17 protein-coding genes are annotated in these 20,156 nt (G+C 62.1%); 9 read left to right on the forward strand and 8 right to left on the reverse strand.

All coding sequences use genetic code 11. From position 1 onward, the window contains the following. Window positions 1-117: 117 nt before the first annotated feature. Window positions 118-306 (forward strand): hypothetical protein, encoded by a 189-nt coding sequence (locus AC0J41_RS03515; RefSeq protein ID WP_473014577.1) that lies wholly within the window; start codon window positions 118-120, stop codon window positions 304-306. A gap of 58 nt (window positions 307-364) precedes the next feature. Here AC0J41_RS03515 and AC0J41_RS03520 read toward each other — a convergent pair whose 3' ends face one another. The 8 genes from AC0J41_RS03520 to AC0J41_RS03555 all read right to left on the reverse strand — a co-directional run bounded on the left by AC0J41_RS03520 (window position 365) and on the right by AC0J41_RS03555 (window position 10,315). Next, window positions 365-1,849: an APC family permease gene (locus AC0J41_RS03520; RefSeq protein WP_473014578.1), complete on the reverse strand. Its 1,485-nt coding sequence runs from the start codon at window positions 1,847-1,849 to the stop codon at window positions 365-367. 224 nt (window positions 1,850-2,073) lie between these two features. Continuing rightward, on the reverse strand, window positions 2,074-3,498 hold the full coding sequence (locus AC0J41_RS03525) for a gamma-aminobutyraldehyde dehydrogenase (protein WP_473014579.1): 1,425 nt from the start codon (window positions 3,496-3,498) through the stop codon (window positions 2,074-2,076). 165 nt (window positions 3,499-3,663) lie between these two features. Continuing rightward, window positions 3,664-4,473, reverse strand: coding sequence for an ABC transporter permease (locus AC0J41_RS03530; RefSeq protein WP_025112209.1), 810 nt, complete (start codon window positions 4,471-4,473; stop codon window positions 3,664-3,666). Next, complete coding sequence (locus AC0J41_RS03535) at window positions 4,463-5,398, reverse strand: ABC transporter permease (protein WP_025112210.1); 936 nt, start codon at window positions 5,396-5,398, stop codon at window positions 4,463-4,465. Before AC0J41_RS03535 ends, AC0J41_RS03530 begins: the two co-directional genes overlap by 11 nt. 1 nt (window position 5,399) lies before the next feature. Then, window positions 5,400-6,437 (reverse strand): ABC transporter ATP-binding protein, encoded by a 1,038-nt coding sequence (locus AC0J41_RS03540; protein ID WP_473014580.1) that lies wholly within the window; start codon window positions 6,435-6,437, stop codon window positions 5,400-5,402. 140 nt (window positions 6,438-6,577) lie between these two features. Continuing rightward, entirely contained in the window at window positions 6,578-7,729 is a 1,152-nt protein-coding gene (ydcS, locus tag AC0J41_RS03545; RefSeq protein WP_025112212.1) for a putative ABC transporter substrate-binding protein YdcS, read from the reverse strand. A gap of 83 nt (window positions 7,730-7,812) precedes the next feature. After that, window positions 7,813-9,270: a gamma-aminobutyraldehyde dehydrogenase gene (locus AC0J41_RS03550; RefSeq protein WP_473015969.1), complete on the reverse strand. Its 1,458-nt coding sequence runs from the start codon at window positions 9,268-9,270 to the stop codon at window positions 7,813-7,815. Between the two features lie 130 nt (window positions 9,271-9,400). After that, window positions 9,401-10,315, reverse strand: coding sequence for a LysR family transcriptional regulator (locus AC0J41_RS03555; RefSeq protein ID WP_007967749.1), 915 nt, complete (start codon window positions 10,313-10,315; stop codon window positions 9,401-9,403). A gap of 202 nt (window positions 10,316-10,517) precedes the next feature. On the opposite strand from AC0J41_RS03555, the gene AC0J41_RS03560 reads away from it, so the two are divergent. The 8 genes from AC0J41_RS03560 (at window position 10,518) to AC0J41_RS03595 (ending at window position 19,990) form a co-directional block, all read left to right on the forward strand. Next, a complete protein-coding gene (locus AC0J41_RS03560; RefSeq protein ID WP_025112214.1) occupies window positions 10,518-11,240 on the forward strand; it encodes a tellurite resistance TerB family protein in 723 nt (240 codons plus the stop codon). 295 nt (window positions 11,241-11,535) lie between these two features. Further along, on the forward strand, window positions 11,536-13,158 hold the full coding sequence (locus AC0J41_RS03565; protein ID WP_025112215.1) for a methyl-accepting chemotaxis protein: 1,623 nt from the start codon (window positions 11,536-11,538) through the stop codon (window positions 13,156-13,158). Next, on the forward strand, window positions 13,158-13,676 hold the full coding sequence (locus AC0J41_RS03570; protein WP_473014581.1) for a chemotaxis protein CheW: 519 nt from the start codon (window positions 13,158-13,160) through the stop codon (window positions 13,674-13,676). Before AC0J41_RS03565 ends, AC0J41_RS03570 begins: the two co-directional genes overlap by 1 nt. Then, window positions 13,673-14,944, forward strand: coding sequence for a CheR family methyltransferase (locus AC0J41_RS03575; RefSeq protein WP_473014582.1), 1,272 nt, complete (start codon window positions 13,673-13,675; stop codon window positions 14,942-14,944). The genes AC0J41_RS03570 and AC0J41_RS03575 overlap by 4 nt, the downstream gene beginning before the upstream one ends. After that, window positions 14,941-15,636 (forward strand): chemotaxis protein CheW, encoded by a 696-nt coding sequence (locus AC0J41_RS03580; protein ID WP_473014583.1) that lies wholly within the window; start codon window positions 14,941-14,943, stop codon window positions 15,634-15,636. Before AC0J41_RS03575 ends, AC0J41_RS03580 begins: the two co-directional genes overlap by 4 nt. Continuing rightward, on the forward strand, window positions 15,633-17,933 hold the full coding sequence (locus tag AC0J41_RS03585) for a hybrid sensor histidine kinase/response regulator (RefSeq protein ID WP_025112219.1): 2,301 nt from the start codon (window positions 15,633-15,635) through the stop codon (window positions 17,931-17,933). The genes AC0J41_RS03580 and AC0J41_RS03585 overlap by 4 nt, the downstream gene beginning before the upstream one ends. Continuing rightward, window positions 17,930-18,940: a chemotaxis-specific protein-glutamate methyltransferase CheB gene (cheB, locus tag AC0J41_RS03590; RefSeq protein ID WP_473014584.1), complete on the forward strand. Its 1,011-nt coding sequence runs from the start codon at window positions 17,930-17,932 to the stop codon at window positions 18,938-18,940. The genes AC0J41_RS03585 and cheB overlap by 4 nt, the downstream gene beginning before the upstream one ends. Window positions 18,941-18,988: 48 nt before the next feature. Then, window positions 18,989-19,990, forward strand: a complete 1,002-nt coding sequence (locus AC0J41_RS03595; protein WP_025112221.1) for a diguanylate cyclase domain-containing protein — start codon at window positions 18,989-18,991, stop codon at window positions 19,988-19,990. The last annotated feature ends 166 nt before the right edge of the window (window positions 19,991-20,156 follow it).

Consider the following 20,156-nt stretch of genomic DNA (forward strand, 5'->3'; position numbering starts at 1 on the left):
GGTGGTGGGTGATGCAGGTGGCGCCGATACTTCCATTCACGAGTACCTGTTGAGCCTCGAACGATCCAGAACCACGGTGTTCTGCAGCGGTTCAACGCCGCGGAATAACCTTGGGCAGTGGCCCGCCAGAACAGTCGACTCCACGTCAACAAGGAAAAGGAATTCAAAGTGGTCGGAGACGTCAATCAGCTCGAAGAGTTGATTGCTTTCATGTCCGATCACGCCAAGCAAAAAGCCAACGAAAAAATCAAACTGTTCGACCGTATTTCCTTGTTGAAGCACGATCAGGCAGAGCTTTCTTTTTGATGTTTTGTTCTCGCTTTCCTGAACCCCGGCACCTGGTCAGTGCCGGGATCAAAAACTCTTAGCGACTTACCTTCCACGCATCCCCAGCCGGCGCCTTCCCATGGTCGTACGGCTTGCCAATCCACATGTATACCAGCCCCAGGCCAATCACGATGGCCGTGCTCAGCACCATTGCATAGTTGATGTACCACGCAGCATCCGGCGTACGCGGCCAGGCCATGTTGATGATTGCGCCGACGCCGTACACCAGCGCGCCGAGGTTCACCGGCCAGCCCCATGCGCCGAGGGTGAATTTGCCGCTGGGTTTCCAGCCTTTGCTGCGGGCGTACAGCGCGGCCAGCACGATCATCTGGAACGCGAGGTAGATGCCGATGGCGGCGAAGCTGACGATGGTTGCCACCGCGTCTTGCAGGAAGAAGCCAAGGGCGATGATCAGCGCGGGCAGGACGCCGGACACGAACAACGCGGCGACGGGCACTTGGGTCGCAGGAGAAATCTTTTTCAGCAGTCGGCTGCCGATGACCATTTCATCGCGGGCGTAGGAGTACAGCAGACGGCTCGCCGCCGCTTGCAGGCTGATGACGCAGGAGATGAAGGAAATCATCACCACGCCCATCACCACTTTCGAGCCGATCGGACCGAAGGCGTTGTTGAGGATGGTGGTGACCGGGTCCTTGTCGGTGCCGTTGATCACCGCTTGCATGTCCGGCACGGCGAGGATCAGCGCCAGGCAGGCGAACATCGCCGCGATGCCGCCGATGTAGATGGTCATGCGCATGGCCACCGGGATTTTTGCGCTCGGGTTCGGGGTTTCTTCGGCGACGTCGCCGCAGGCCTCGAAGCCGTAATAGAGGAACATCCCCGCCAATGACGCGGTGAGGAAGGCCGGCAGGTACGAGCCGTCAACACGGATGTCGAAGGTATTGAACAGCACGCTCAGCGGTTGGTGACGTTCGAAGACCAGCAGGTAGACGCCAACGATCACTGCGCCGACCAGTTCACAGAGGAAGCCGAACATGGCGATGCGTGCCAGCACTTTGGTGCCGCTCAGATTGACCAGCGTGGCGAACAAGGTCAGCACCAGAGCGATGACGATGTTGGTGTTGTTGCTCGGCTCAAAGCCCATCATGGCGGCCAGATACGGGCCGGCTCCGACGGCAACGGCGGCGATGGTCACGCACAGGGCGATGGAGTAGATCCAGCCCACCATCCACGCCCATTTCTTGCCCACCAGACGTCGCGCCCACGGGTACACACCGCCGGAAATCGGAAACTGCGAGACCACTTCGCCGAAGATCAGGCACACCAGCAACTGGCCGCAACCGACCAGCAAATAGGCCCAGAACATCGGTGGGCCACCGGCGGCCAGGCACAGGCCGAACAGGGTATAAACCCCTACGACCGGTGACAGATAAGTGAAGCCTAGAGCGAAGTTTTCCCACAGGCTCATGCTGCGGTTGAAGTTCGAGGTGTAGCCCAGTTTGCGCAGTTGTTCGGCATCGCTGTCGGCAACGGCGGCGGAGAGATCGGGTGAGGCACTCATGTGTGTTTGCTCCGTGAAATCGGCAGATTTCGGATGGCCGAGGCCGTGGCGGGGCCTTGGGAGCGCCGCCCGGGTCGGTAGTTATTGTCAGGTGTTGAATCCTGGTGGTGCGCAGAGCCGGTTTCCTTCCTGAAACCGGGGTGACGCCTTCGCGATCAGGCTTGCTCCCAAGGGGGAACGCGTTTCAAATGTGGGAGCGGGCTTGCTCGCGAAGCTTTTGACGTTTAGTGCTTGAACATCACATGCCGAACCGTGGTGTAGTCCTCCAGCCCATACATGGACATGTCCTTGCCGTAACCGGACAATTTCTGACCGCCATGCGGCATTTCGCTGACAAGCATGAAGTGCGTGTTCACCCAGGTGCAGCCGTACTGCAAACGTGCCGACAGGCGATGCGCGCGTCCTACATCCGCCGTCCACACCGAGGAGGCGAGGCCGTAGTCCGAATCGTTGGCCCATTCCAGCGCCTGCGCTTCATCGGTAAATTTGGTCACTGACACCACCGGCCCGAACACTTCGCGACGGACGATTTCGTCGTCCTGCTGCGCATCGGCCAGCACCGTCGGTTCGAAGAAGAAACCATTGCCCTCGGCAGCCTTGCCACCGGTAATCAAACGAATGTGCGATTGCGCCACCGCACGCTCGACAAACCCGGCGACGCGGTCGCGATGCTGCGCGGTGATCAGCGGCCCCAGCTCGGTCGACGGATCATCCTGCAAGCCGTACTTGATGCTGCTGACTGCCGCGCCGAGTTTCTCGACGAACTTGTCGTAGATGCCTTGTTGCGCGTAGATGCGGCAAGCAGCGGTGCAATCCTGCCCGGCGTTGTAGAAACCAAAGGTGCGAATACCTTCGACTGCGGCATCGATATCGGCATCGTCGAAGATGATCACTGGCGCCTTGCCGCCCAATTCCATGTGCATGCGCTTAACGCTGTCGGCGGTGCTGGAGATGATGTTGGCGCCCGTGGCGATGGAGCCGGTCAACGAGACCATGCGCACTTTCGGGTGCGTGACCAGCGGGCTGCCAACGGTAGGCCCCCGCCCGAACACCAGATTGAGTACGCCAGCCGGGAAGATTTCCGACGCCAGTTCGGCCAGACGCAGCGCGGTCAGCGGGGTTTGTTCCGACGGCTTGAGTACCACGGTATTACCGGCAGCCAGCGCCGGGGCGATTTTCCAGGCGACCATCATCAGCGGGTAATTCCACGGTGCGATGGAGGCGATCACGCCCACCGGGTCGCGGCGGATCATCGAGGTGTGGCCGGGCAGGTATTCGCCACCGGCCGAACCGCTCATGCAACGGCTGGCGCCGGCGAAGAAACGAAACACGTCGGCAATCGCCGGAATCTCGTCATTCAGCGCGGCGCTGTAGGGTTTGCCGCAGTTGTCGGACTCGAGTTTGGCCAGTTCTGCGCCATGGGCTTCGATGGCGTCGGCGAGTTTGAGCAGCAGCAACGAGCGGTCTTTCGGCGTGGTTTGCGACCACTCGGCAAACGCGTTGTCGGCGGCGCGCACGGCGGCATCGACCTGGGCTTCGCTGGCTTCGTTGATGTCCACCAACACCTCGCCGCGCGAAGGATTGAGCACCGGTTGCGCCGGGCCTTCGCCGTTGACCAGGTGGCCGTTGATCAAGAGTTTGGTTTGCATTTCATTGTCCTCGCTAACACTTTTATTGTTCTGTCGAACCGAATTCAAATGTAGGAGTGAGCCTGCTCGCGATAGCGGTCTTACAGTCGACACCACTGTTGAATGACAGTCAGTCATCGCGAGCAGGCTCACTCCTACAGGAGTCCGGTTTCTTCAGTTATTCGTTTATTTCCCGCCGCTGCCCGCGACGCTCTCGCCACCGCGCGTCAGGTAATACGCGCCCAGAATCGGCAGCATGGTCACCATCATCACCAGCATCGCGACGACGTTGGTCACCGGCACATCCCGTGGGCGGCTCAGTTGATTGAGCAACCACAGCGGCAATGTGCGCTCATGGCCTGCGGTAAACGTGGTGACGATGATTTCGTCGAACGACAGCGCAAACGCCAGCATGCCGCCGGCCAGCAATGCCGAGCCCAGGTTTGGCAGGATGATGTAGCGGAAGGTCTGCCAGCCGTCGGCGCCGAGGTCCATCGAGGCCTCGATCAAACTGTGCGAAGTACGCCGCAGGCGGGCGATGACGTTGTTGTAGACGATCACCACGCAGAAGGTCGCGTGGCCGACAATGATGGTGAACATCCCCGGTTCGATCCCCAGCGTCTTGAACGTCGCCAGCAAGGCGATGCCGGTGATGATCCCCGGCAACGCAATCGGCAGGATCAGCATCAGCGAAATGCCTTGTTTGCCGAAGAAATCGCGGCGGTACAACGCTGCCGAAGCCAGTGTGCCGAGCACCATCGCAATCAATGTGGCGATGGCAGCGATTTGCAAAGACAGCTTGATCGCTTCCAGCACGTCCGGCCGCGAAAACGCCACGCTGAACCAGTGCAACGTGAAGCCTTGCGGCGGGAAGCTGAACGCGGCTTCCTCGGTATTGAAGGCGTAAAGGAAGATGATCAGGATCGGGAAGTGCAGAAACACCAACCCGCCCCAGGCTGCGATTTTCAGCCCTATGGATGCTTTGTCAGAGTGCATCGAAGGCCCCCAGTCGTTTGACGATGGACAGGTAGATGGCGATCAGCACGATCGGTACCAGCGTGAACGCCGCGGCCATTGGCATATTGCCGATCGCACCTTGCTGCGCATAAACCATGCTGCCGACGAAGTAACCCGGCGGCCCCACCAGTTGCGGCACGATGAAGTCACCCAACGTCAGCGAGAACGTGAAGATCGAGCCCGCCGCAATCCCGGGAATCGACAGCGGCACAATCACCTGCATAAAGGTCTGTCGCGGCTTCGCGCCAAGGTCGGCGGAGGCTTGCAACAGCGACGGCGGCAGGCGTTCCAGCGAAGCCTGAATCGGCAGGATCATGAACGGCAGCCAGATGTACACAAACACCATGAACCGCCCCAGGTGCGAGGTCGACAAGGTGCTGCCACCCACACCGGGAATCCCCAGAATGAACTGCAACACCGGCTCCAGCCCCAAATGCTGCACGAACCACTGCGCCACACCGCCCTTGGCCAGCAGCAATGTCCAGGCGTAGGCCTTGACGATGTAACTGGCCCACATCGGCATCATCACCGCGATGTAGAAAAACGCCTTGGTCTTGCCGGTGGTGTAGCGCGCCATGTAGTAGGCAATCGGGAAGGCGACGATGGCGCTGGCGATCGACACCACGATGGCCATGCTCAGCGTGCGCAGGATGATGTCGAAGTTCGACGGCTGAAACAGCGCGGCAAAGTTCGCCAGGGTCAGGTCAGGGGTGACCGCCATGGTGAAGTCGTCAAAGGTGTAGAAACCCTGCCACAACAGCACCAGCAACGAGCCCAGATAGATCGCCCCGAACCACAGCAGCGGCGGCACCAGCAGTAGCGACAAATACAGGTTCGGCTTGCGATAGAGCAGGTTGGAAAACCGCCGAAAGGGCGGCGATTGAGTCATCGCGAGCGTGCTCATGTCACACCCCGCCGGCAACGGTGTCGTGCAACGGAATCATCGCTTCCCGCGCCCAGCGCGCGTTCAGGCGCTGGCCGGTCTGGTGTTGCGCGCTGCTGTCGATCCACTGATTGTTGGCGTGGCTGATGCTCAGGGTCTGGCCGTTTTCCAGCGTCAGTTCATAGCGTGTGGCGCTGCCCTGATATTGAATGTCGTGGAGCAGGCCGCTGACTTCTATTTCATGGCTGGCGAGCGGGCCCTCTGCGAAACGCACGTGTTCCGGGCGGATCGAAAACGGCTGCGGATGGCCGCTGAGCTGGCGCGCCAGATCGCCGCGAATCACGTTCGAAGTGCCGACGAATTCGGCGACGAACGTGGTAGTCGGTTTCATGTACAGATTGCGCGGGGTGTCGACCTGTTCGATACGACCCTTGTTGAACACCGCCACGCGATCGGACATCGACAGCGCTTCGGTCTGATCGTGGGTAACGAAAATGAAGGTGATGCCGAGCTGACGTTGCAGCTTCTTCAGTTCGCTTTGCATCTGTTCGCGCAGTTTCAGGTCGAGTGCACCCAGCGGTTCGTCGAGCAGCAGTACGCGCGGGCGATTGACCAAGGCGCGGGCGAGGGCCACACGCTGGCGCTGACCACCGGACAACTGCACCGGTTTGCGGGCGCCGTAACCGCCGAGGGCGACCATGTCCAACGCCTCTTCGGCGCGCTTGTGGCGCTCGGTTTTGCTCACGCCTTTGACTTTCAAACCGTAGGCGACGTTGTCGAGAACGTTCATGTGCGGGAACAGCGCGTAATCCTGAAACACCGTGTTTACATCGCGCTGATACGGCGGCAGGCCGGCGGCTTCAGCGCCGTGGATGCGAATCGAACCGGCACTTGGTTGTTCGAACCCGGCGATCAGGCGCAGGCACGTGGTTTTGCCTGAGCCGGAAGGGCCAAGCATGGAAAAGAACTCGCCGTCCTTGATGTCGATGGAAACCCGGTCAACGGCCTTCACCTCGCCGAATTGCCGGGAGACGTTGGTGAACTGGACTGCAAGTGTCATGGTGCGGTACTCCAAAAAGGCACGGGCCGTCGCAGCGGCCCTGCCTGGACTTCTGAAAAATCAGTCTTTCGAATTTCAGTTTTGCTTTTGATAAAGGTCAACGGGGCAAAGTCGACGCGCAGTAGCTACCGGAATGACTGTTAGCGGCCGCCCATGATCGCGATATAGTCCTGAGTCCAGCGGCTGTATGGCACGAACTTGCCACCTTCAGCCTGCGGGGTTTTCCAGAAGGCGATCTTGTCGAACTGGTCGAAACCGTTGGTCTTGCAACCCTCGGCGCCGAGCAGTTCGCTCTCCTTGCACGCCGCGGGAACGGCCGGCAACGAACCAAACCACGCCGCCACGTCACCCTGGACTTTCGGTTTCAGCGACCAGTCCATCCACTTGTACGCGCAGTTGGGGTGCTTGGCCTCGGCGTGCAGCATGGTGGTGTCGGCCCAGCCGGTGGCGCCCTCTTTCGGAATGGTCGAGGCAATCGGCTGCTTCTCGTTGATCAAGCCGTTGACCTGATACGGCCAGGCGCTGGAGGCGACCACGCCTTCGTTCTTGAAGTCGCTCATCTGCACCGTGGTGTCGTGCCAGTAGCGGTGGATCAGCGGCTGCTGCGCACGCAACAGATCGAGCACGGCTTTGTACTGGGCTTCGGTGAGTTGGTATGGGTCCTTGATCCCCAATTCAGGCTTGGCAGTCTTCAGGTACAGCGCCGCGTCGGCGATGTAGATCGGCCCGTCATACGCCTGCACGCGGCCCTTGTTCGGCTTGCCGTCGGGGAAGTTCTGCGCATCGAACAGCACGTTCCAGCTGGTCGGCGGCGTCTTGAACACGTTGGTGTTGTACATCAACACGTTCGGGCCCCACTGGTACGGGGTGCCGTAGGTCTGCTTGTTGACCACGTACCACGGCGCATCCTTGAGGCGCGGGTCGAGGGTGTTCCAGTTCGGGATCAACGCGGTGTTGATCGGTTGCACACGTTTGCCGACGATCAACCGCAACGACGCATCGCCCGACGCGGTGACCAGGTCGTAACCACCCTTGGCCATCAGGCTGACCATTTCGTCGGAAGTGGCGGCGGTTTTCACGTTGACCTTGCAGCCGGTTTCCTGCTCGAAACCGGTCACCCAGTCATAGGCCTTGTCACTCTCGCCACGTTCGATGTAGCCCGGCCAGGCCACGATATCCAGCTGACCTTCGCCGGCGCCGACGGCCTTCAACGGCTCGGCAGCTTGCAGGCTGGCGCTGGCCAGCAAGGCCGTGGTGATTGCACTGAGCAGTGCGGTCTTGTGCACGAACATGGTTGAACCCTCTTCTTTAAATTATGGTCGGGGCAGTTTTGAACGCGGTGAAGCATGCCGTTTTCGGCTTGTTATTAGCGTAGTCAGAGATGCTGGCCGTGGCGGGCCATGATGTGCCGCACCACGCTGTAGTCCTGCAGCGAATCACTGGATAAGTCTTTGCCGTATCCTGAGCGTTTCAGCCCGCCGTGGGGCATTTCGCTGACCAGCATGAAATGGCTGTTGATCCACGTGCAGCCGTACTGCAAGCGCGCGGCGACCTGCATTGCCTTGTCCAGATTCTGTGTCCACACCGACGAAGCCAGGCCGTATTCGGAATCATTGGCCCAGTCGACCGCTTGCGAGAGTTCCTCGAAACGGGTCACGGTGACCACCGGGCCGAACACTTCGCGCTGGACGATTTCATCACTCTGTTTGCAACCGGCGAGCAAGGTCGGCTGATAGTAGAAACCGGCACCGGAATGCACCGCCGCACCGGTCACGCGTTCGATGTGCGGCTGACCGAGGGCGCGCTCGACGAAACTGGCAACGCGGTCGCGCTGGCGGGTGCTGATCAGCGGGCCGATTTCGTTGTCGGCGTCACGTTTGCCGGCGAAACGCAGGCTGCTGACCGCAGCGCCGAGTTCGGCGACCAGTTGATCGTGTATTCCGGCCTGCGCGTAAATGCGGCAGGCGGCGGTGCAGTCCTGACCGGCGTTGTAGTAGCCGTAGGTGCGCACGCCTTCGACCACCGCTTGAAGGTCAGCGTCGTTGCAGACGATCACCGGGGCCTTGCCGCCGAGTTCCAGATGCGTGCGTTTGAGGGTTTTTGCCGCGGCTTGGAGGATCTTCTGGCCGGTGACGATATCGCCGGTCAGCGAGACCATGCGTACCTTGGCGTGGCCGACCAGGTGGCTGCCGACCCCTTCGCCGCCACCGCAGATGATGTTGATGACCCCGCGCGGGAGGATTTGGGCCAGTGCCGGCGCCAGTGCGAGGATCGACAGCGGCGTGTGCTCGGACGGCTTGAACACCAGGGTGTTGCCGGCGGCGAGGGCCGGGGCGATTTTCCACGCGGCCATCATGATCGGGTAGTTCCACGGCGCAATCGAGGCCACCACGCCAATTGGGTCACGACGCACCATGCTGGTGTAACCCGGCAGGTATTCGCCGCTGAGCTGACCCGTCTGGCAACGCACGGCACCGGCGAAGAAACGGAACACATCGACAGTCGCGGTCAAATCGTCCTGACGCGCCAGGTGCAGCGGCTTGCCGCAGTTCAGCGATTCGAGGCGGGCGAGGTGGTCGGCATGTTTTTCGACGGCGTTGGCGATGTCGAGCAGCAGGTTCGAACGTTGCTGCGGCGTGGTGCGCGACCATTCGGCAAAGGCTCGGTGAGCGGCAAGGATGGCGGCTTCGACCTGCTCGGTGCTGGCCTCGGCGATGTGCGTGAGGATTTCTCCGGTGGCCGGGTTGAGGATCGGTTCGACAAAACCCTGCCCGGCGACCAGTTCGCCGTCGATCAACAACGCGGTACACATCGGGGTTTGCACGCCAGCCATTTTGCGCGATCTCTTTTCTTGTGTGGTCATTGTTGCTCCCGTGCCCGGGAGCCGACCGTCTTATAGATGCAGCAAGACTAGTGCGCGGCTCCGAGGTCGACAAATTCTAAATACTGAAGGTGGCATTCGATTAAATAGATGGCTTGCGCCCGCCGTGAGGCTGCTCGCGCGCTACGGTCAGGAACGGATCGACCAGCGCCGGGCGCGCGGTGCCACGGCGCCAGGCCAGGCCGACGTCCAGAGTCTGGTTAAGGTCGGCAATCGGCCGCGCCTCGATGATGTCGCCCTCCAGTGACCACGGGCGATAGGTCATGTCCGGCTGGATCGACACCCCCAGCCCCGCCGCGACCAGGCTACGTACCGCTTCGGTCGAGGCCGTGCGCAAAGTGATCTTCGGTTGCAGCCCGGCGCCGCGCCACAGGCGTTGGGCGTTGCGATCCATCTCGTCGACGTTCAATTGAATCAGCGGTTCGCGAGCGACATCGGCGAGGTTGATGCTGTCGTGTTCCAGCAGCGGATGCTGGGCCGGCAGCCACAAACGATGTGGCGAGTGGGTCAGCACTTCGGTCTGCAAGGCGTGACGGTCTTCGAGGTTGGACAGGATCAGCACGCCGACATCGATCTCGCCGCTGACCAACAGATGCTCGATGTAGGGCCGTTCGTCTTCCATCACCCGGATTTCCACGTTGGGATAGGCGCGCTGGAATCGGGTGAGCAGATCGGCGAGGTAATAACCGGCCACCAGACTGGTCACCCCGACGATCAACTGCCCGGCGACCTGATCAGTGCTTTGTTGCAGGCTGCGCTTGGCGTTATCCACGGTGGCCAGAATCAAGTGCGCCTGGCGCAGGAATTGATGCCCTTGGTGCGTCAGGGTCATGCCCTTGGCGTGGCGGCTGAACAGGCTGACGCCGATCTCCTCTTCCAGTTGCTGGATAGCGAGGGTCAGGGTCGATTGGGAAATGAACGCGGTTTGCGCGGCGGCGGAAATCGAGCCGGTTTCGGCCACCGCGATGAAGTGACGGATCTGTCGCAGGGTCATCATGAGAAGGCTACCCGGTGGGCGGTTTTTATCGATTGGCCTGAGTGTATATCTATTTTTTAGATGCACAGCGATTCGCACGGGGGCGATTAGCCACAGGGGCATCAAGCAACATCTGGAAGCACTCTGGCGGGCAGTGTCAGGGCACTTTCGAACTAGGCTGAGGGCCTTACAGAGCCGAATAACCCCTGTTTGGAGGCGGAACATGAACACCCGTGGATTGCTCGATCAACTACTCAAATCCGGCCAGGACCTGTTGCAGAACAAGGCCGGCGGGGCGCAGAACAAATCGGCGGCTGGTGGGCTGGGTGGTTTGCTTGGCGGGTCTTCAGGCTCCGGTGCGCTGGGTGGCTTGCTCTCGGGGGCGGGCGGTGGAGCTCTGGCCGCCGGGGCCATGGGCCTGCTGCTCGGCAGCAAAAAGGCGCGCAAGGTCGGCGGCAAAGTCGCCGTTTACGGCGGCCTCGCCGCTCTCGGTGTGCTGGCCTATAAGGCCTACGGCAACTGGAACGCCCAGAAAGGCACGGCACCGCAAACCGAACCGCAGACGCTGGATCGACTGCCGCCCGCGCAAGCCGAGCAACACAGTCAGGCGATTCTCAAGGCGCTGGTCGCTGCCGCCAAGGCTGATGGCCATATCGATGACCGCGAGCGTCAGTTGATCGAGGGCGAGTTCACCCGGCTCGACAACGACCAGGAACTGCAGCACTGGTTGCACGCCGAACTGAACAAGCCCCTCGACCCTGGCGACGTCGCCCGGGCCGCCAGCACCCCGGAAATGGCCGCCGAGATGTACATCGCCAGTGTGATGCTGGTGGACGAAGAGAGCTTTATGGAGAAGGCCTATCTGGATGAATTGGCGAAGCAATTGAAGCTGGAGCCGGGGTTGAAGGTAGAACTGGAGAAACAGGTGCGGTTGGCAACGCGGTAAACCCGGCGGGCCCCTGCGCGAACAGGCTCACTCCTGCAAGGGAGCACATTCCCGATGCAGGAGTGAGCCTGCTCGCGATTGCGTTTTTAGCCTCGCGGCACCCGTAATGACCGATCCATCGCCCCTTTTTGCCATTTCAGCACTGGCACGCAGCCCCCTGATTGTCGGACAGTCCCACCCCAGAGCCTCCCGGCCATCCACGCTCGGCAGGCCTGAGGGTTAAAAAGCGTCTTATAAATGAGACACCGCCCTCGGCTATACTCCCCGCATTTCGACTTAGGCACGAGGACTCACTGTGAAGAACTGGACGTTGCGCCAACGCATTTTGGCGAGCTTTGCGGTGATTATCGCCATCATGTTGCTGATGGTCGTCGTTTCCTATTCCCGGCTGCTGAAAATCGAGACCAGTGAAAGCAGCGTGCGTGACGATGCGGTTCCCGGCGTCTATTACAGCTCGATGATCCGCGGTGCGTGGGTCGACAGCTACTTGCAGACCCAGGAGCTGCTGGGTCTCAAGGAAGGGCAGGGCATCAGCAGTGAAGATGCGGCGGACTACAAGGCGTTCGAGAACCGTCTGCAAGAGCAGATGGCCAACTACCGCAACACCGTGACCACCGACGAAGACCGTGTCGAATTCGCCGCGTTCGAGAAAGACCACGACACCTACATGCAGATTCAGGATCAGGTACTCGATCTGCACAAGCGCAATCTGGAAGCCGAGGCGGTCAAGCTGTTCAGCGAGAAGCTGACCCCGGCCTGGTACACCGGCCGCATGAAACTCAACGATATCATCGGCGAGAACAAGAAAGTCGCTGATCAGGCCATGGCCAACATTGACGAAGCCGTGGCGGCGGCCAAGGTCAGCATGTTCGTCTCGCTGTTGGTGGCCGTGCTGGCTGCCGGTGCCTGCGGTCTGCTGCTGATGCGCGCGATCATGGCGCCGATGAACCGCATCGTGAAAATCCTCGAAATCATGCGCACCGGCGACCTGAGCAGCCGTCTGAATCTGGACCGCAAGGACGAGTTCGGCGCGGTGGAAACCGGCTTCAACGACATGATGACCGAACTGACCTCGCTGGTGTCCCAGGCCCAGCGTTCGTCGGTGCAGGTGACCACCTCGGTGACCGAGATTGCCGCCACCTCCAAACAGCAACAGGCCACCGCCACCGAAACCGCCGCCACCACCACCGAAATCGGCGCGACCTCGCGTGAAATCGCTGCCACCTCGCGGGATCTGGTGCGCACCATGACTGAGGTGTCCACCGCAGCCGATCAGGCTTCGGTGCTCGCCGGTTCCGGTCAGCAAGGTCTGGCGCGCATGGAAGACACCATGCACTCGGTGATGGGCGCGGCCGATCTGGTCAATGCCAAACTGGCGATCCTCAACGAGAAGGCCGGCAACATCAATCAGGTGGTGGTGACCATCGTCAAGGTTGCCGACCAGACCAACCTGCTGTCGCTCAATGCCGCCATCGAGGCCGAGAAGGCTGGTGAGTACGGCCGCGGTTTTGCCGTGGTCGCCACCGAAGTGCGGCGTCTGGCGGACCAGACCGCCGTCGCCACTTACGACATCGAACAGATGGTCCGCGAAATCCAGTCGGCGGTGTCCGCCGGCGTGATGGGCATGGACAAGTTCTCCGAAGAGGTGCGCCGGGGCATGGCCGAGGTGCAGCAGGTCGGCGAGCAGCTGTCGCAGATCATTCATCAGGTGCAGGCGCTGGCGCCGCGGGTGTTGATGGTCAACGAAGGCATGCAGGCCCAGGCCACCGGTGCCGAACAGATCAACCATGCGCTGGTGCAGTTGGGCGACGCCAGCAGCCAGACCGTCGAGTCGCTGCGTCAGGCCAGTTTCGCCATTGACGAACTGAGCCAGGTGGCCGTCGGGCTGCGCAGCGGCGTTTCGCGATTCAAAGTCTGATGAGCGAAATCACCGCCAAACGCAGCGCCGCAGAGGTGGCGAAGCAGGCGTTGTTCCTGCTGTTTCGCATCGGCAACGAGCGTTACGCCTTGCGCGCCACCGAAGTGGCCGAAGTCCTGCCGCGCCTGCCGTTGAAGCCGATTGCCCAGGCGCCGACATGGGTGGCCGGGGTGTTCGCCTATCGCGGCGCGGTGGTGCCGGCGATCGACCTCAGTGCCTTGACCTTCGGCCAGCCCGCCGAGGCGCGCACCAGCACCCGGCTGGTGTTGGTGCATTACCGCCCGGACGAACTGCAGCCGCCGCGCTGGCTTGGGCTGATCCTTGAGCAGGCGACCGACACCTTGCGCTGCAATCCCGAAGACTTTCAGCCGTATGGCCTGGACAACCGCCAGGCGCCGTACCTTGGTCCGGTGCGCGAAGATGCCCAAGGGCTGGTGCAGTGGGTGCGGGTCAACGATCTGCTGGATGACGCCGTGCGCAGCCTGCTGTTTCCGGCGCCGCTTGAGGCGCAGTCATGAGCAGCGACCAACGCTTTTTCGATTTCCTCAAGGAACGCATCGGTCTGGATGTCACTTCGGTGGGACCGGCGATCATCGAGCGCGCAGTGCGCCAGCGCACGACGCTGTCGCAAGCAGCGCACAGCGATGAATACTGGCAACTGCTGCAAGGCTCGCGGGACGAACAGCAAGCACTGATCGAAGCGGTGATCGTGCCCGAAACCTGGTTTTTCCGTTACCCGGAATCCTTCGCCACGCTGGGCAAGCTGGCGCGCAAACGGCTGGACGAATTGAACAACATGCGCGCACTGCGCATCCTCAGCCTGCCGTGTTCCACCGGCGAGGAACCGTATTCGATTGCCATGGCCTTGCTCGATGCCGGGCTCAAACCGCATCAGTTCAAGGTCGACGGTATGGACGTCAGCCCGCTGTCGGTGGACAAGGCGCGGCGGGCGTTGTACGGCAAGAACTCGTTTCGGGGCCAGGATCTGGACTTTCGCGAGCGGCATTTCAGCGTTGAACAGGACGGCCATCGCGTCAACGTAACGGTGCGCGAGCAGGTGCGCCTGCAGGCCGGCAACGTGCTGGATCCGACGCTGTTGGCCAGCGAGCCGCCGTTCGATTTCGTCTTCTGCCGCAATCTGTTGATCTATTTCGATCAGCCGACCCAGCAGCAGGTTTTCGAAGTGCTCAAGCGTCTGACCCATGTCGACGGCGTGCTGTTCATCGGCCCGGCCGAAGGCAGTCTGCTCGGGCGTCTGGGGATGCGCTCGATCGGCATCCCGCAGTCGTTCGCGTTCAGCCGACACACTGAGCCGCTGCCCGAACCCGTGGCGCTGCCAACGACCACGCCGTTGCCGGTGCGCCAACCGTTGCGCAGCCCGCCGCCAGCGCCGGTGCGCCAGCGCCCGTTTGCCGGCGTTGCGCCGCTACCGGTCAGCAGCAAAAGCGCCAACCCGGACGCTGCGACCTTGCTGGCGAACATCGCCGCGCTGGCCAATGAAGGCAAAAGCGCCGAAGCGCGTGCGGCCTGCGAGCAGTACCTGCGCAGCCACGAACCGGTGGCTCAGGTGTTCTACTGGCTCGGCCTGCTCAGCGACGTGGCCGGTGCCGCGCTCCAGGCCCAGAGTTATTACCGCAAGGCCTTGTACCTTGAACCGCAACACCCCGAAGCGTTGATGCACCTGGCGGCCTTGCTGCAGGCCCAGGGCGACAGCGCCGGTGCCAGACGATTGCAGGAACGCGCCGCGCGCAGCGGCCGCACCGCCGACAGTGAGCGTAAACGATGATCGCGTCCGACACCTTGAACGTCACCCACGAAGACGCCCGGGCCATCGATGATTGCTGGAACCGCATCGGCATTCATGGCGACAAGTCGTGTCCGTTGCTCGCCGAGCATATCCATTGCCGCAACTGCGCGGTGTATTCCGCCGCTGCCACGCGCCTGCTCGACCGTTATGCGTTGCAGCAGGACGAGCGCGATCCGGTCGCTGTGGCCGTTGAAAACGACGTTAAAACCCGTTCGCTGCTGATGTTCCGCCTCGGCGAAGAATGGCTGGGGCTGGCGACCCGCAGTCTGGTGGAAGTCGCGCCGATGCAGGCCATTCATTCGCTGCCGCATCAGCGCTCACGTGCCTTGCTCGGTGTGGCGAACGTACGCGGGGCGCTGGTGGCCTGCCTGTCGCTGGTCGAATTGCTCGATCTGGATGGCAACGCCGCCCCGGCCACTGGTGTGCGGATCATGCCGCGCATGCTGATCATCGCCGCCCACGGTGGGCCGGTGGTGGTGCCGGTGGACGAGGTCGATGGTATCCACGCCATCGATGAACGAATTCTCGACGCTGCGTCGCGTGCCGGTGGTGAACACAGCAGCACGGCCAGCGCCAAATACACCCGTGGTGTCCTGCAATTCCGGGGGCGCAGCCTGCGTTGGCTGGATGAAGAACAGTTGTTGTCCGCCGTGACCCGGAGCCTTACATGACCCCCGAGCAAATGCGCGACGCTTCGCTGCTGGAGCTGTTCAGCCTCGAAGCCGAAGCCCAGACCCAGGTTCTCAGCAGCGGGCTGCTGGCGCTGGAGCGCAACCCGACCCAGGCCGATCATCTGGAGTCGTGCATGCGCGCGGCGCACTCGCTCAAGGGCGCGGCGCGGATTGTCGGCATCGACAGCGGTGTGAGCGTCGCCCACGTGATGGAAGATTGTCTGGTCAGTGCCCAGGAAGGGCGACTGTTGCTGCGCCCCGAACACATTGATGCGTTGTTGCAGGGCACGGATCTGTTGATGCGTATCGCCACGCCGGCCAATGCCCCGCAAGCGGCGGACATCGAGGCGTATGTGGCGTTGATGGGCCGCCTGCTCGACCCGTCGGCGCCACCGGCGGTGGCCGCGCCGCCCATGGCCGAATTGCAGTTGCAGGCACCGACGCCTGCGCCTGCGCCGGTTGCACCCGCACCGCCCGTGTCTGTGATCGACACTCCCATGGAAATGGCCGACTCGGCCCCGCGCAAAAACAAGCGCACCACCGAGGGTGGCGAGCGCGTGCTGCGGGTTACGGCCGAACGCTTGAACAGCCTGCTCGATCTGTCGAGCAAATCGCTGGTCGAAACCCAGCGTCTCAAGCCGCATCTGGCAACCATGCAGCGCCTCAAGCGCATGCAGAACAATGGCCTGCGGGCGCTGGAAAGTCTCAATGTGCACCTCAAGGAACACGCACTGAGCCTCGAAGCCCAGGAAGCCCTTGAGGATGCGCGACGCCTGCTGGCCGAATCCCAGCAATTGCTTGCGGAAAAGAACGCCGAACTGGACGAATTCGCCTGGCAAGCCAGCCAGCGCGCGCAAGTGCTCTACGACACCGCGCTGGCCTGCCGCATGCGTCCGTTCGCCGACGTGCTCACCGGTCAGGTGCGCATGGTCCGAGACCTGGGGCGCAGCCTCGGCAAGCAGGTGCGGCTGGAAATCGAAGGCGAGAAAACCCAGGTCGATCGCGACGTGCTGGAAAAACTCGAGGCGCCGCTGACCCATCTGTTGCGCAATGCGGTCGACCATGGCATCGAAACCCCGGAGCAACGCGTGCTCAAGGGCAAGTCCGAAGAGGGCCTGATCCGTCTGCGCGCCTCGCACCAGGCCGGTTTGCTGGTGCTCGAATTGAGCGATGACGGCAATGGCGTCGATCTGGAAAAAGTCCGCCGCAGCATCGTCGAGCGCCAGCTGTCGCCAGCCGAAACGGCGGCGCAATTGAGCGAAGAGGAACTGCTGACGTTCCTGTTTCTGCCGGGTTTCAGCCTGCGCGATACGGTGACCGAAGTGTCCGGGCGTGGCGTCGGTCTCGACGCGGTGCAGCACATGGTGCGGCAATTGCGCGGCGCAGTGGTGCTGGAGCAGACGGCAGGCGAGGGCAGCCGTTTTCATCTTGAGGTGCCGCTGACCCTGTCGGTGGTGCGCAGCCTGGTGGTGAAAGTCGGAGACGAGGCCTACGCGTTTCCGCTGGCGCACATCGAGCGCATGTGCGATCTGGAGCCGCAGGACATCGTACAGGTCGAAGGGCGCCAGCATTTCTGGCATGAAGGCCGGCACGTCGGGCTGGTCGCCGCCAGTCAACTGCTCAATCGCCCACTGAGCCAGAGCAGCGACGAGACCCTCAAGGTCGTGGTGATTCGCGAGCGCGACGCGATCTACGGTGTGGCGGTCGAGCGGTTTGTTGGCGAGCGCACGCTGGTGGTGCTGCCGCTGGATGAGCGGCTGGGCAAGGTTCAGGACATTTCCGCCGGGGCGTTGCTCGACGACGGTTCGGTGGTGTTGATCGTCGATGTCGAAGACATGCTGCGCTCGGTGGACAAACTGCTCAATACCGGGCGCCTGGAACGCATCGCCCGTCACGGAAATCAGGCCGCTGAAGTGGCGCGCAAACGGATTCTGGTGGTCGACGATTCACTGACCGTGCGCGAACTGCAACGCAAGCTGCTGCTCAATCGCGGCTATGACGTGGCGGTCGCGGTGGACGGCATGGACGGTTGGAACGCATTGCGTTCGGAGGACTTCGATTTGCTGATCACCGACATCGACATGCCGCGCATGGACGGCATCGAGCTGGTTACGCTGCTGCGCCGCGATAACCGCCTGCAATCGCTGCCGGTGATGGTGGTTTCGTACAAGGATCGTGAAGAGGATCGCCGTCGTGGACTGGACGCCGGCGCGGACTATTATTTAGCCAAGGCCAGTTTTCATGACGACGCCCTGCTTGATGCAGTGGTTGAGCTCATTGGAGGAGCGCGGGCATGAAAATCGCAATCGTCAACGACATGCCCCTGGCGGTGGAGGCGCTGCGCCGAGCGCTGGCCTTCGAGCCGGCGCATCAGGTGATCTGGGTCGCCAGAAATGGCGCCGAGGCGGTGCAACTGTGCGCCGAAAATACCCCGGATCTGATTCTGATGGACCTGATCATGCCCGTGATGGACGGCGTCGAGGCGACCCGGCGCATCATGGCCGAAACCCCGTGCGCCATCGTCATTGTCACGGTCAACCGTCAGCAAAACGTACACCGGGTCTTCGAAGCCATGGGCCACGGCGCGCTGGACGTGGTGGATACCCCGGCGCTCGGTGCCGGCAATGCGCAGGAAGCGGCGGCGCCGTTGCTGCGCAAGATCCTCAACATTGGCTGGCTGATCGGCGAGAAGACCAACCGTACCCGTCCGGCGCCGGTCCCGCCGCGCAGCTCCGGCTCGTGCAAGCGGCTGGTGGCGATCGGCTCGTCTGCCGGCGGGCCCGCGGCGCTGGAAGTGCTGCTAAAGGGCCTGCCGCGCAATTTTTCGGCAGCCATCGTGCTGGTGCAGCACGTGGATCAGGTGTTCGCCGCCGGCATGGCCGAATGGCTGGCCAGCGCCAGTGGCCTGGACGTGCGCCTGGCCCGTGAAGGCGAGCCGCCGCAAGCCGGCGCCGTGCTGCTGGCGGGCACCAATCACCATATTCGCTTATTGAAAAACGGCACGCTGGCCTACACCGCCGAGCCGGTCAACGAGATCTACCGACCTTCGATCGACGTGTTTTTCGAAAGCGTCGCCAACTATTGGAACGGCGATGCCGTCGGGGTTTTATTGACCGGTATGGGACGCGACGGGGCGCAAGGGCTTAAGCTCATGCGCCAGCAGGGATATCTGACCATCGCGCAGGACCAGCAAAGCAGTGCGGTGTACGGCATGCCCAAGGCCGCAGCAGCCATCGATGCAGCTGTCGAAATCCGTCCACTGGAAAAGATAGCGCCACGATTGCTGGAGGTATTCCCCAAATGAACCGTTTCTTCCGCAATCCTGGCTCCCGCAGTATTCAGGTGACCGCCCATGAATGATTTACAGATCGACGACATTAAAACCGACGAAAACGCCGCCATGGTGTTGTTGGTGGACGATCAGGCGATGATCGGCGAAGCCGTGCGCCGTGGGCTGTCGAACGAAGAGAATATCGACTTCCACTTCTGCTCCGACCCGCACCAGGCCATCGCCCAGGCGGTACGGATCAAGCCGACGGTGATTTTGCAGGATCTGGTGATGCCCGGCCTCGATGGCCTGAGCCTGGTGCGCGAATACCGCAATCACCCGGCCACCAAGGACATCCCGATCATCGTGCTGTCGACCAAGGAAGACCCGCTGATCAAGAGTGCGGCGTTCTCTGCCGGGGCCAACGATTATCTGGTGAAACTGCCGGACACCATCGAACTGGTGGCGCGCATCCGTTATCACTCGCGCTCCTACATGACCCTGCTGCAACGGGATGCGGCGTACCGGGCGTTGCGCGTGAGCCAGCAGCAGTTGCTCGACACCAACCTGGTGCTGCAACGCCTGATGAACTCCGATGGCCTGACCGGGCTGTCCAACCGCCGGCACTTCGACGAGTACCTGGAGCTGGAATGGCGCCGCTCGCTGCGCGATCAGAGCCAGTTGTCACTGTTGATGATCGACGTCGATTACTTCAAGTCCTACAACGACAGCTTTGGCCATGTCGAAGGCGACGAAGCGCTGCGCAAGGTCGCCACGGCGATCCGCGACGCCAGCGCCCGACCGTCGGACCTGCCGGCGCGCTACGGCGGCGAAGAGTTCGCTCTGGTGTTGCCGAACACCTCGCCGGGCGGCGCGCGGCTTGTGGCGGAGAAACTGCGCCAGACCGTGGCGGCCCTGAAGATTCCGCACAATACCCCGGGTGACGGGGCGAGCCTGACCATCAGCATCGGCCTGGCGACCATGGTGCCGCAGGCGGGCAGCGATTGCCGGCTGCTGATCTCGGCGGCGGATCGCGGGTTGTACCTGGCGAAAAACAATGGGCGCAACCAGGTGGGTATTGAATAGACACACAACCCCCGGTGGGAGCGGGCTTGCTCGCGAAAGCAGCTTGGCACTCGACGTAGAGGTTGCCTGACACGCCGCCTTCGCGAGCAAGCCCGCTCCCACAGCGGTTCTGCGTCAGGCCATGTCAAGTGATTCGCCCCGACAGCCGCCAGACGGGCTGCCGTGA

The sequence above is a fragment of the Pseudomonas sp. Arb-4-2C genome, assembly GCF_055755015.1.

Excerpts from the sequence above, each read along its gene's own strand:
- AC0J41_RS03520 (WP_473014578.1), bottom strand. The coding sequence starts at position 1,849 with ATGAGTGCCTCACCCGATCTCTCCGCCGCCGTTGCCGACAGCGATGCC.
- AC0J41_RS03525 (WP_473014579.1), bottom strand. The coding sequence starts at position 3,498 with ATGCAAACCAAACTCTTGATCAACGGCCACCTGGTCAACGGCGAAGGC.
- AC0J41_RS03530 (WP_025112209.1), bottom strand. The coding sequence starts at position 4,473 with ATGCACTCTGACAAAGCATCCATAGGGCTGAAAATCGCAGCCTGGGGC.
- AC0J41_RS03535 (WP_025112210.1), bottom strand. The coding sequence starts at position 5,398 with ATGAGCACGCTCGCGATGACTCAATCGCCGCCCTTTCGGCGGTTTTCC.
- AC0J41_RS03540 (WP_473014580.1), bottom strand. The coding sequence starts at position 6,437 with ATGACACTTGCAGTCCAGTTCACCAACGTCTCCCGGCAATTCGGCGAG.
- ydcS (WP_025112212.1), bottom strand. The coding sequence starts at position 7,729 with ATGTTCGTGCACAAGACCGCACTGCTCAGTGCAATCACCACGGCCTTG.
- AC0J41_RS03550 (WP_473015969.1), bottom strand. The coding sequence starts at position 9,270 with ATGGCTGGCGTGCAAACCCCGATGTGTACCGCGTTGTTGATCGACGGC.
- AC0J41_RS03555 (WP_007967749.1), bottom strand. The coding sequence starts at position 10,315 with ATGATGACCCTGCGACAGATCCGTCACTTCATCGCGGTGGCCGAAACC.
- AC0J41_RS03560 (WP_025112214.1), top strand. The coding sequence starts at position 10,518 with ATGAACACCCGTGGATTGCTCGATCAACTACTCAAATCCGGCCAGGAC.
- AC0J41_RS03570 (WP_473014581.1), top strand. The coding sequence starts at position 13,158 with ATGAGCGAAATCACCGCCAAACGCAGCGCCGCAGAGGTGGCGAAGCAG.
- AC0J41_RS03575 (WP_473014582.1), top strand. The coding sequence starts at position 13,673 with ATGAGCAGCGACCAACGCTTTTTCGATTTCCTCAAGGAACGCATCGGT.
- AC0J41_RS03580 (WP_473014583.1), top strand. The coding sequence starts at position 14,941 with ATGATCGCGTCCGACACCTTGAACGTCACCCACGAAGACGCCCGGGCC.
- AC0J41_RS03585 (WP_025112219.1), top strand. The coding sequence starts at position 15,633 with ATGACCCCCGAGCAAATGCGCGACGCTTCGCTGCTGGAGCTGTTCAGC.
- cheB (WP_473014584.1), top strand. The coding sequence starts at position 17,930 with ATGAAAATCGCAATCGTCAACGACATGCCCCTGGCGGTGGAGGCGCTG.
- AC0J41_RS03595 (WP_025112221.1), top strand. The coding sequence starts at position 18,989 with ATGAATGATTTACAGATCGACGACATTAAAACCGACGAAAACGCCGCC.